Source organism: Gordonia sp. DT218, from assembly GCF_049847105.1.
Lineage (GTDB): Bacteria > Actinomycetota > Actinomycetes > Mycobacteriales > Mycobacteriaceae > Gordonia.
In genome coordinates this window covers 107,862-119,968 of the sequence record NZ_JBNCNS010000002.1, presented here as the reverse complement: position 1 = coordinate 119,968, position 12,107 = coordinate 107,862, and the positions used below count along the sequence as shown (strand labels likewise).

The window sequence follows — 12,107 nt, the reverse complement described above, 5'->3', positions numbered from 1 at the left end:
GCGCTCGTCGTCGCGCAGGGGGGTGTCGTCGCCGGCGACCGCCGAATCACATTCGACGGCAAGGATCTCCGCGCCTGCCTCGACGACGGCCGCGGGCGGGGCGCCCGGGCCGACCAATACGACCCCGGCACCTGCGGTGTCGAGCATGTACCGGACCCGGTCCACCGGGGCGGCGACGTCGATCGGCACATACTGTCCGCCGGCCGCGACCACGGCGTGAATGGCCACCACCATCTCCACCGAGCGCGGGACGCACACGCCGACCGCGACATCGGGGCCGATCCCACGTCGGATGAGATCCCTTGCCAGGATATTGATCCGGGATGCGAGGTCGCCGTAGGTCAGGGTGCGTCCGTCGGTCACCAGGGCCGGCAGATCGGGGGCTGCCGCAGCCTGTCGCGCCACGGCGTCGGCGATAGTCTCGGTGCGGACCGGCACCACCGCACCGGCGGAGAGTTCTCGGCGGCGCTCGACGTCGGCCGCGCCCAACACCTCGAGGTCGCCCAGCGCACGATCGGGTTCGACGACGACCTGCCGGATGATCCGCTCGAAGATCGCGATGAACTCGCCGACCGTCTCACGGTCGAAGAGGTCGGTCGCGTACTCGATCACACCGGAGAGGACCTGATCACCACCGCCACCCTCGATCAGGGTGATCGCGAGATCGTGATCGGTCAGGTCGCGGTAGTGCTCGACCAATTCCGCTGTGACACCGGGCAGGTCGAACCGCGCGCCCTGCGCGTCCTGGAGGAGTAGCAGCACCTGGAAGACCGGCGAATGTGCGGTGCTACGGGTCGGCCGCAGCTTCTCGACGATCATGTCGAACGGGATGTCGGCATTGCCCAGTGCCGCCAGATCCCGGTCACGGACCTCCCCGACCAGCTCCGCGAAGCCGCGGGCCGGATCGACGGGGGTACGCAGCACGACCGTGTTCATGAACATGCCGACGAGATGTTCGAGGGCACGCTCACCACGGCCCGCGTAGGGGGTGCCGACCACCACGTCACGGTCACCGGTCAGGCGGTGCAGCACCAACACCCAGGCGGCGTGCAACACCATGAACAGCGACGCGTTGTGCGCGTGCGCGAACTGCCTGATCGCGGCGAACAGTTCTCCGTCGACCTCGAAGGTCACGGCGTCGGCGCGATTGCTCTGCACGGGCGGCCGTGGCCGGTCGGTGGGCAGCGCGATCAGTTCCGGCGCACCGTCGAGATCCTGTTCCCAGAACTCCAGTTGTTGCGCTGCAAGCGAATCGGGGGTACCGGGCTCGCCGAGGACGTGTCGTTGCCAGACGGTGTAGTCGGCGTACTGGACGTCGAGTCGCGGTCGATCTGCGTCGCCCTCACCTCGGCGGGCGCCGTAGGCGGCCACCAGATCCTGTGCCAGCGGCGTGAGCGACCCGCCGTCGCTGATGACATGGTGGGCGACGAGGGCGAAGACGAATTCGTCGTCGGCGGTCTGGAACAGTCGTGCGCGGATCGGCGGCGCCGTCTCGAGATCGAATCCGACGCCGATCACTCCCGCGAGGGCGGCGTCGACAGCGGCCGGGTCGTCGGCCGGGATGCGGACCGCCGGATCGATCTGGAGATCGGGACGGTAGCTCCCCTCACCGAGCACGACCTGTTCGGGCACGCCGTCGGTCGACGGGAAGCGGGTGCGCAGGATCTCGTGCCTGCCGAGGAGGTCACGGACCGCGCCGTCGAGCGCCGACGGATCGAGATCTCCCCGGAACCTGAGTACCAGCGGGATGTTGTAGACGTGGCTGCCCGCGTCGAGGGTGGCCAGGAACCAGATCCGCCGCTGCGCATACGACAGCGGGATCGGCGACGGCCGCTCGGTCGCGACGAGTTCGGGTCGGTGGACGTGCCGGCGGCCGGCCACGCGCGCGGCGAGATCGCGCACCGTAGGCGCTTCGAAGATGTCCCGGACGGACACCACCAGGTCGAGATCGTCCTTGCACCTCGCGGCGATCTGCGCGGCCACCAGGGAATTGCCGCCGAGGCCGAACAACGACTCGACGACACTGACCTGATCGACGTCGAGGACGGCCTCGAACACCGTGGCGATCTGGCGCTCGGCCTCGCCGCGCGGCGGTACGTACGCCATCGCGCCGGCCGGCGTGGGCACCGGGAGCGCCTTGCGATCGAGCTTCCCGTTGACATTGAGCGGCAGCTGGTCGAGGACCATCACCACGTCGGGAACCATGTAGTCCGGAACCCTGATCGCGACGGCGGACCTGATCTCGGTCCCGTCGAGATCTCCGCCGTCCGTTCCGGTCCCGACGACGTAGCCGACCATCTGCTCGGGTTGACCGTCACGCTGCTTGATCGCGGCGGCCGCGGCATCCACTCCGGGCGCGTCCAAGAGCGCTGCCTCCACCTCACCGAGTTCGATGCGGTATCCCCGGAGTTTCACCTGGGCGTCGCTGCGCCCGATGTACTCCATCGCATCACCCCGGGGAATCACGACATCCCCGGTGCGGTACATACGGGCCCCCGGCTCGTAGGGGTCGGCGACGAATCGTGTTGCGTTCAGGCCGAATCGGCCCAGGTATCCACGCGCGACCTGCCCACCGGCGATGTACAGTTCGCCGGGTACGCCCTCGGGCACACGGGCGAGGCGCTGGTCGAGCACGTAGCAGCGAGTGCCGGGGATGGAACCGCCGATGTCCGAAGCCAGACTGTTCGCGACGAGATCGATCGTCAGTTCCCGTCGGGTCATGTACACCGTCGCCTCGGTGGGGCCGTACATGTTGTTCAGCGACGGTCCCGCGTTGCCGTCCAGCGTGAGCCGGTCGTCGTGCCAACGGCGTACCTGCGCGAAGTCGAGTGCCTCACCGACAAAGATCATGTACCGGATCGACGGCGCCACCACGCCGTTCGCGGGCGGACGGACGGCGGCGGCCAGTTGGTAGAAGGCGGACGGGGTGAGGTTGACGACGGTGACCTGTTCCCGTTCGAGAACCTCCACGAAGTCGGCGGGTGATCGGGTCGTGAAATAGTCGAGCACGACGAGACGGCCGCCGAAGCTCAGCGACACCCAGATCTCGCCGACCGACACGTCGAAGGCATAGGACTGGAACATCGTCCATACGTCGTCGCAGGACAGGTCGTACATCTCACCCATCGACCGCATCAGGGTGACCACGTCGTCGTGGGTGACCACCACGCCCTTGGGCTTGCCCGTCGAGCCGGAGGTGTACATCACGTACGCGGGATGCGCCCCGTTGATGTGCTGCGGGATGAGATCGACACCGTGATCGCTGCCGGCATCGGCAACCGTGGACAGGGAGACGTCGAGGGTCTGCCAGGCCTTGATGGTCTCGTCGTCGGCGAGGACGAGCAACGGCCCGGCGTCATCGATGATCGTCTGCAGCCGTTCGAGCGGATGCGATCGGTCGAGCGGCAGGTAGGCCGCACCCGACTTGATCACGCCGAGCAACGCGACGATCAGTTCTGCCGATCTCGGCATCGCGACACCGATCAAGATCTCGGGACCGGCGCCGGCCGAGATGAGGCCGGCGGCGAGCCGGTCCGAACGCTCATCGAGTTCCCGGTACGTCAGGGCCGCGCCGTCGAGATCGACGACCGCGGTTCGATCGGCGAATCGATGAGCGGACAAACGGAAAAGTCCCGGGAGCGAGCCCCAGTCCGAGGAGCCCGACATCTCGAACGCGATCGAACGGACCCGGTCCACGACCCGGTTCGCCTCGGCGGCGATCTCACCGGCCGCCAGCCCGGCCTTCGGGATCAGGCCGGTGACGGTACCCACCACCGCCGACTCGGCGTCGAGCCCACTCGCAGCGAGCACGCTCGCGGTGGCCGCGACCTGCGCCTGGAGCGCACCGAAGGTGACGGGGCCGGCCGCACCGGTGAAGGAGGTCTGCTCCGGCGCCGTGGCGGCCGCCACGGCGATCAGGTGCAGGGTGGATGGCCGGGGGCCCCATCCGGAGGAGAGGTCCCGTTGGCCGTGCTCGGGGGCCGTCACGCGCGATCGGCGCCTCTCACCGGGACCTCGCCTCTCACCGGGACCTCGCCTCTCACCGGGACAACGGTGCCGTCGACCGTCTGGGCGCCGGGCGCGTCCCCATCGTTGCCGACGACCTCGACAGCGCGCACCCGTAGCTCTCGGACCACGGCGTCGAGGGTGTCGGGACCGGACGTGACCAGGTCCGGGACGCTGCTCATCAACGCCATCGTGAGGCCGGCGTTCGAATCGTCGGCGGGCAGCCCGGCCGACATGGCGGTCTTGATCGCATCCAGGTCACCGAAGCCCATGATGAATCCATTCCGCTCGACCGCGGTCGCCATCGGCTCCGCCGCGGCGGCCCGGGTCACCAGATCTGCGAGGGTGACCGCGTCCTGCGCGGTGCTGGTGGCTTCATCGGCGAGATCGAGCACAATGTCTCCCACGATACAAGTCGTGTCGTCGGCGACCGCCTCGAGCACCCGGACATACCAGTCGGCGATCCGCTCCACCGTGCTCGCGTCGAAAAGATCCGTTGCGTAGAGCAACTGGGCCTTGATGGCACCGTCGGACGTCTGCCCCGCCGGATCGCTCGGGAAGAGCGTCAGCTGCAGGTCGACCTTCGCCGAAGAGAGCTGCTCGTCCTCCGGCGAGATGCGCAGACCCTCGAGTTCCAGCGTGGGGAACTCGATGTTCTGGAAGGCGAACATGACCTGGAACAACGGGTTGTAGGAGGTGGGCGCCACCGGCAGTACGCGTGAGACGATCTGGTCGAAGGCCACATCGGTGTGTGCCATGTCGACGAGATCCTCGTTGCGGACCCGCTCGAGAAGCGTGCCGAACTGCTCGCCGACCGACAGCCGGGTCCGCAGTGCCAGGGTGTTGACGAACATCCCGACCACGTTCTCGAGTGCGGAATCACCGCGGCCCGCATACGGCGTGCCGATAACCACGTCGTCGTTGCCGGAGATGCGGCTCAACAGCAGGGCGTAGGCCGCGTGCGTGACCATGAAGAGAGTGGTGTTGTTGACGCGCGCCACCGAGTCCAGCGCACGGACGAGATCCGCGGGCAGCTCGAACTCGACGGTGCGCCCCTCGAAACTCGGGGTGCGCGGCCGCGGGCGGTCGGTCGGGAGATCGATCTGGTCGGGCACGCCCTCGAGCCGCTCCGCCCAGTACTGCAGCTGACGATCCCCCTCGGTGACCTCGTCGTCACCGGCGGTCGCCAGCCGATCGGCCTGCCACAGGGTGAAGTCCGCGTATTGCACGGGCAGCGGCACCCAGGCCGGTGCGGCCCCACCGAGTCGCGCCGCGTACGCGGTCATCAGGTCACGGGCGAGTGGCGCCATCGATGCACCGTCGGCGCTGATGTGATGGACCACGAACACCAGCACGTGCTCGTCGGGACGCACCCGCAGCACCGACATCCGCAGCGGCGCCTTCGACACGATGTCGAATCCCTCGCCGGTGACCCGGGCGATCGCGTCGGTCAGGTCCCCGTCCACATCGGTGACGCGCAGATCGAGATCGTCGACCATGTCCTCGGCCGGGATGATGATCTGGATCGGCAGCGCGTTGACCATCGGGTAGGTCGTCCGGAGCGACTCGTGGCGCCGGACGAGGTCACCCATCGCGGCCCGCAACGCGTCGGTGTCGAGCTCGCCGGACAGTCGAAGTGCCAGCGCGACATTGTAATTGGCCGCATCCGGGTCGGCGCGATTGAGCAGCCAGAGGCCGCGCTGCACTCCCGACACCGGCACCATCTCGGCGCGATTGCGGGCGGTCAGCGGAGGCGCCGAACGGCCGGTCATCGTCGACGTCAGGTGTGCGGCGAACTTGGCCGCGGTGGGCTTCTCGAACAGGTCCTTCACCGGGACCCGGCGATCGAAGACCCCCGCGAGGCGGGACACCGCCTTGGTCGCCGACAGCGAGTTCCCGCCGAGTTCGAAGAAACTGTCGTCGACACTCACCCGGGAGACGTCGAGGACCTGCGCGAAGACGTCGGCCACCACGGCCTCCATCTCGCTGCGCGGCGCAACGAACTCCTTGGACATCGTGAAGTCCACCGGCGGAAGCGACGTGCGGTCGATCTTGCCGACCGGGGTGAGGTCGAAGGACGCCACGACGACCACGGTCTGCGGGACCATGTAGGCGGGCAGGCGCGCGGCGGTGTGATCGAGGATGTCCGCCGGTGACGGCGATGCACCGTCGGCCGCCGTCACGTAGGACACGAGAACGGTCTCGCCGGCAGGACCGAGCACGCCGAGGCTGAGGGCGTTCGCCACCCCGGGGTGTTCCATGAGTCCCGCGTCGACCTCGCCCGGCTCGATCCGCTGTCCACGGATCTTGAGCTGGAAGTCGTTGCGGCCCTGATAGATCAGGGCACCGTCTGCCGTCCGGACAACCCGGTCTCCGGTGCGGTACATACGACTGTTCGGTTCGTGGGGATTCGCCACGAACGCGGTTGCCGTCAGATCAGGACGGCCGTGATAGCCACGTCCGAGCTGGACACCGGTGAGATAGAGCTCGCCCGGCACCCCGACGGGCGTCGGCCGTAGACCACGATCCAGCACCAGTGCACCCACGCCGGACACGGCCGGCCCGATCGTCACCGCGTCGTCGGCGCGCATCGGTCCCGCCGCGGTCGCCCAGATCGTCGCCTCGGTCGGCCCGTACAGGTTGAAGAACTGGCGACCGGCACCGACCCATCGACGCATCAGGTCCGGCGGGCACGCCTCCCCCACACTGACGACGGTCGACAGGCTCCGGACTCGAGACGGCTCGAGCGTACCGAGAGCCGATGGGGTCATGACCGCATGCGTCACACCACCGCCGGCGATCACCTCGTCGAGTTCGGCGCCACCGAAGACATCGGCCGGGCTCACCACGAGCCGTCCGCCCGAACACAGGGCCATGGCGATCTCGAAGATCGATGCGTCGAAGCTGGGCGACGCGACGTGCAGGACCCGGGCGGCCGGACCCACCGACAGCGTCCCGCGCTGGTTGGCGACCATGTTCGCGAGTCCTCGATGGGTGACGGCGGCCGCTTTCGGCCGTCCCGTGGAACCCGATGTGTAGATGAGGTAGGCCAGGTCGTCGAGGCCTGGCGCCGACACGAGCTCGCCGTCCTGGATCCGGGTCCCGCAGTGACCGGCGACCTGCAACTCGATCTGCTCGTCGTCGATCACGAGCCAGTCGACGTCGCCCGGGGCATCGACAGCGACATCGCAGACGGTGACGCCGAGGACCGGGGCCGCGTCGAACAGCATGTCGGCGCGTCGCTCCGCCGGATGGCGAGGGTCGATGTTGACGAACGCGGCTCCGGTCTTGGCGACCGCGACGGTCGCGATCACCGACTGCGCGGACCGCGGGATCGTGACGGCCACCACCGATCCCGGTCCGGCGCCGCGTGAGATCAATTCGCGCGCCAATTGATTGGTACGTATCTCGAAGACGTCCCAGCTGGTCGTCGAGCCGTCACCGACCAGTGCGGGTGCAGCCGGGTTCGCCGCGTTCACGCCGGCCGCCAGGAGCTCCCGCAGCGTCTGCGGCGCGGCCGCCGACGGCGACCGATCGGACAGCGCCGCGACCTCGTCGGGCGGCAGCAGGTCGATCTGGCCGACGGGTGCGTCGGCATCGGCCACCATCCCCTGCATCATCGTGATCAACCGATCGCCGATCGCCGAGACCGTGGATTCGTCGAAGAGATCGGTCGCATAGGAGATCTCGACGTCGTAGTGGACGTCGTCCGGCGGCCCGTCCGCCGAGCGCTCGGTGACGGAGAAGGCGAGGTCGTACTTCGCTGCGGGGACGCGGGCATCGATCACCTCCGCCGAATCGGCCCATTGCCGCAACTCGCCGGACTGGTCCGACTGCATCGTCAGGGCGACCTGGAAGAGCGGGGTGTGCGACGACAAGCGCTGCGGTGCAACCGCGTCCACGACTCTCTCGAACGGGACGTTGGCATGCGCCATGGCGGTGGCCCGCGCCGTGTGCGCGGAGGCGAGCAGATCGCTCACCGTGGTCGCGGTGCCGACCGGCGTGCGGAGCACCACCGTGTTGACGAACATCCCGACCAGATCGGCGGTGAGTTCGTCGTCCCGCCCCGCGAGGGCGGTGCCGATGGCGACATCGTCGGTGTCACCGAGACGGGCGAGCACCGCGGCCACTGCGCCGTGGATCACGGCGAAGGGGGTGACCGACACCCGTCGCGCGAGCGACCGGATGCCCGCGACGAGCTGACCGTCGATCGACACATCGACGTAATCGCCTGCACCGCCTGCCACCTCGGGTCGCGGGCGATCGGTGGGCAACGTCAGGAAATCGGGCATCCCGGCGAGTTCTGCTCGCCAGAAGTCGAGTTCTCGGGTCTGGAGTTCACTCGGGTGCTCGACGTCGCCGAGCATGCGGTGCTGCCACAGGGCGAAGTCCGCGTACTGGATGGGCAACGGAGCGAACCGGGGCGAGTCGCCGTCCCGGCGAGACCGGTAGGCCGTCATCAGATCCCGGATGAGGGGCCGCAGGGAGAAGCCGTCGGCGGCGATGTGGTGGAGGACGACCACCAGGACGTAGCCCTCGGAGTCGGCGAACACCGCCCAGCGGAAACCGATCTCGTCGACCAGGTCGAAGCCGCGGACCGTCTCGCTCGCGACCGCTTCGTCGAGGGTTCCCACCACCGGACGCACCTCGACCTCGGCGTGATGCTCGAGGTCGACGACCGGGAGCACCTCCTGCACCGGTTCACCGGCGACAGAAGGATATCGGGTCCGCAGCGCCTCGTGCCTCTCGAGCACGTCGAGCACGGCCCCGCGCAGCGCATCGAGGTCGGCATCGGGACCGAGACGAATCGCGCCCGGCATGTTGTAGGTCGCCGCCGCCGGGTCCATGCGATTGATGAACCAGAGGCGGGTCTGGGCATGGGACAACGGGATCACGCTTGCGCGGTCAGCGACCGGGCCGAGCTCCGGCAGGTCGGCGTCGGCCGCGTCGTCGGCCCGACGCGCGATCTCGCCGAGGTCGGAGCTGTCGAAGATGTCGGTCAACCGCAACGACAGTCCGTACTCGTTCCGCGCCCGCGACACCAGACGGGCGGCCGTCAGAGAGTCGGCACCGATCGCGAAGATGTTGTCGCGCAGACTGACCCGGTCGGCACCGATCAGGTCGGCGACGAGATCGGCCAGCGCGACCTCCACTGCCGACTCCGGCGCCTCGAAAGGCACGTCGGCGCCCGTCGTCGGTGCGGGCAGCGCCGACCGATCGAGCTTGCCGGAGGCGTTGACGGGGAAGTCGTCGAGGACCACCACCGCCGACGGCACCATGTGCGACGGAAGATTCTTGCGACAGAACGCGAGGACCCGTTGCTCCTCGACCGTTTCCGAGTTCGAACGCAGATAGGCGACCAGCATCGGTCCGGCGCCGTCGTCGCTGCGGGCCACCACCACGACCGCGTCCACATGCGGCACATCTGCGAGTACCGCCTCGATCTCGCCGAGCTCGACCCGCTGACCCCGGATCTTGATCTGGAAGTCGGTGCGTCCCAAGTATTCCAGCTCGTGACGATCGTTCCACCGGACGAGGTCGCCGGTGCGGTACATCCGCGTGCCCGCGGGCGCGAACGGGTCCGCGACGAAGCGATCCGCGGTGAGGTCCGGCCGGCCCGCGTAGCCACGCGCGAGTTGCGCGCCGGCCAGATACAGCTCGCCCGCCACCCCGATCGGAACCGGCCGGAGACGGACGTCGAGGACTCGGACGTCGGTGTTGACCATCGGGCGGCCGATCGGCACCGGGCCCGTCTGATCGGTCACCCGATGCTCGGTGACGTCGACGGCCGCCTCGGTGGGGCCGTACAGATTGCACAGATCAACCGAACTCACGGCGCCAACCTTGTCGGCGAGGGCTCGGCTCAGCGGTTCGCCCGAGGTGAACACCTGACGCACGGTGGGGCCGAACACCGTTGCGGCGCCGAGTATGCCATCCATCGTCGTGGTGGCACGGTTGCGCTGCGACAGGATGTCGACATACGCATCGAGCATCGACGGGACGAAATGCAGTGTGGTGACGCCGGTGTCCTCGATGAGACGGGCGAGATATTCCGGGTCGCGGTGTCCGTCCGGTCGGGCGATGACCATGCGACCGCCGGTTCGCAACGGCCAGAACAGTTCCCAGACCGAGACGTCGAAGGTGATCGGTGTCTTGTAGAGCACCGCGTCGTCGGGGCCGATCGGATGACCGTCCTGCATCCAGCCCAGCCGGTTGATCGCCGCGCGCTGCGTGACCTCGACCCCCTTGGGGACGCCGGTGGAGCCCGAGGTGAAGATGACATAGGCCGAGGCGTCGCCGTCGCGACGCGCTGCCACCGGCGCGGTCCGCGCCACGGGGCGCGCGTCGTCGAAGCGGGCCCAGGTCAGATAAGCGGCATCGATCACGACCTCCGCGCCCACGGAGTCCGCGATCAGCGCACGACGACGGGCCGGTTGCCCCGGATCCACCGGCACGTAGGCAGCTCCCGCCGTGAGGATCGCGTAGACCGCACAGACCTGCGCGAGGCCACGCGGCAGCGACACCAGCACTCGATCGCCTGCGGCCACCCCGTCGTCGAGGAGCCGCCCGGCGAGGCCGAGACGGAGCGCGTCGAACTCGCCGTAGGTCCACGTCCGGCCCTCGAACTCCACCGCGACCGCGTCGGGGGTGAGTGCCACCTGCCGTTCGAAGTCGTCGAGGAGTGAGGTGTCGTCGCCGGGCAGCTCGGCACGCGGCCCGGCCCCCGTCTCGAGGAGGGTGGTGGCCTCACCGTCGAAGAGCAGGTCGACCTCGCCGATCGGCGTGTTCGGCTCGGCCATCAGTCGGTCCATGAAGATCAGGAACCGTCGCAGGTGCTGGTCGAGCTCGTCCTGTCGGTACAGCTCCGGATTGCCGTGCAGATCGACGACCAGACGCTCGCCCGGGCCGGCCTGGTAGAGGTTGAGCCGGAGATCCTCGAGGATGCCGGAGGTCAGGATCTGATAGTCCACCCGGGCGCCCGCGAGTTCGATGGGCTTGTCGAACATCATCATGTTGACGATCGGCCCGAACGATGCCGTGTTCGAGTCCGCCATCCCGGCGTCGAGCCGGATCTCCTCGAACCGGTACCGCTGGTGACGCAGGGCCCCCGTCATCTCCAGCTTCAGTTGGCCGACGAGATCACCGGTGGTGAGACCGGTCACGTCGCGGGCGACGATCGGCAGCATGTTGGAGAGCATCCCGCCCGCACGCTTGATCCGTGCCGTCGCGCGACCGGTCACCGGCAGGCTCAGCGCCACGTCGTCGGTGCCACTCATCCGGGCCAGATATGCGGAGAACACTGCGGTCAGCAGGACGGCGGGCGAACCCCCGATCTGCGCTGCGCGCTCCTCCAACACTTCCTGCCGAGCCGTGTCGAGCGCGCTGCCGGCGATCAGGTTGACCGGATGCAGAGGGGCCACGGCGGCGCTGACCGCGAGGCTGACCCGCTCGGGCAGGTCACCGGCCCGGTCGGTCCAGTGCACCCGGTCCGACTCGTGCCGGGTGCTCTCGGCATATGCGCGATCGTCTGCGACGAGGTCGGCGAGCGATGCGTGCGGCCGATCCGTGCGGGTCCGACCTTCGACGACCGCGTTGTAGCGCTCGAGAGTCTCCTGCATGGCCGTGAGTGCGGCATAACCGTCGATCACGATGTGGTGGGCGCGCAGGTACCAGAGCGCCCGGTCATCGGCGACGCGGATCAGGCTGGTGACCGTGAGTTGATCGGTGACCAGATCGATCGTGCGCTGGTAGTCGGCGTTCATCCACCGGAGCGCGGCCGCCATCGGGTCCGCGTCGTCGCGCAGATCGATGACCGCGAGGGTGAAGTCGACCGTCGGGTCGACCAGCTGCATGGGCACCCCGCCCGACTCGATGATGCGGGTGAACGGGGACTGCAGATCCCAACCCACCTCGCGCACCACACGCGCGAAGAGCTCGATGTCGAGCGGACGGTCGTCGTCGCGGATGTCCAGATAATTCGCGACCGTCACCGAGTAATCCGGGGACAGGTTCTCCGCGAACCACATACCCCGCTGAGCTGCGGTCAGCGCGAGTGGCTGGTACCCCGAGACGTCCGCTACGCGATCATCCTCCGGGTGCAT

The 12,107-nt window shown here is 68.6% G+C and carries 2 protein-coding genes (1 of these 2 only partly in view); both read right to left on the bottom strand.

Annotated elements, in window-relative coordinates:
• Positions 1 to 3,987, bottom strand: the 5' portion of a protein-coding gene (locus ACPXCG_RS07615; protein ID WP_425790725.1) for a non-ribosomal peptide synthase/polyketide synthase. 49,674 nt of this gene lie to the left of the window's left edge; the window shows 3,987 of its 53,661 coding nt (coding positions 1-3,987); its start codon is at positions 3,985 to 3,987; its stop codon lies off the left edge, out of view.
• Positions 3,984 to 12,107, bottom strand: a complete 8,124-nt coding sequence (locus tag ACPXCG_RS07610) for an amino acid adenylation domain-containing protein (protein ID WP_425790723.1) — start codon at positions 12,105 to 12,107, stop codon at positions 3,984 to 3,986. Before ACPXCG_RS07610 ends, ACPXCG_RS07615 begins: the two co-directional genes overlap by 4 nt.

Coding starts and splice junctions, on each gene's coding strand:
- ACPXCG_RS07610 (WP_425790723.1), bottom strand. CDS start 12,107: ATGCACCCGGAGGATGATCGCGTAGCGGACGTCTCGGGGTACCAGCCA.